The organism is Bartonella sp. AA86SXKL, assembly GCF_042196885.1.
Genome location: NZ_JBHIRE010000447.1, coordinates 1 through 303, shown reverse-complemented (window position 1 = coordinate 303; position 303 = coordinate 1). Strand labels below are relative to the sequence as shown.

Annotated in this window: 1 pseudogene; it reads left to right on the top strand. The window is 37.3% G+C overall.

The features are described from left to right. A pseudogene (locus ACFIO5_RS12560) lies at positions 1 to 303 on the top strand (PhoH family protein); the annotation flags it as partial.

Genomic DNA, 303 nt, shown 5'->3' with positions numbered 1-303 from the left:
AAAACAATAAATATGCGAAAGCAGTATTTGGTAAATTCGATGAAAATCTGACTTATATCGAACAAAAGCTTGGGCTTAGTCTTCATCCGCGCGGTAATAAAATTTTAATCCATGGAAAAACGACGGCCACAAAGCATGCACAATATGTATTACAGCAGCTTTATGAACACGTTAAAATATATCAAGAGCTCACTTTAGCGGATATAGAAGGAGCGATTTCTATGGCAAATTTGCCACATAACCAGCAAGAATCGCCAACAAAAACACAACCTGTAACAAAACGTATACCCGCACGGTTAAGTA